Origin of the sequence: Staphylococcus pasteuri (assembly GCF_030547725.1) — a bacterium.
Taxonomy (GTDB): Bacteria; Bacillota; Bacilli; order Staphylococcales; family Staphylococcaceae; genus Staphylococcus; species Staphylococcus pasteuri.
In genome coordinates, this window is the sequence record NZ_JAUOQO010000367.1 from 1 (window position 1) to 269 (window position 269).

General features: G+C 66.5%; 1 pseudogene. It reads right to left on the reverse strand.

The features are described from left to right. Positions 1-60: 60 nt before the first annotated feature. Positions 61-269, reverse strand: a pseudogene (locus Q4528_RS14020) (lipoprotein-releasing system ATP-binding protein LolD); the annotation flags it as partial.

Sequence of the window (269 nt, forward strand, 5' to 3'; positions counted from 1 at the left end):
GGCCACCGCGCAGCTCGCGACGGGCAAAACGGGCGGCAGAGGCCGCGTCGGTCGCAAGGCTCATTCTGCGGCCTCACGCGCAACGTCATCGACCCGGCCATCGCGCAACCGCACGACATTGTCACAGCGCGCAGCCAGACTGGGCGCATGGGTGACCAGAACAAGAGTCGCGCCATGGCGATCGCGCAGTCCAAACAGCAGATCCATGATCGCGCCGCCGTTTGCCTCGTCGAGATTGCCGGTCGGCTCATCCGCAAGAAGGATCGCGG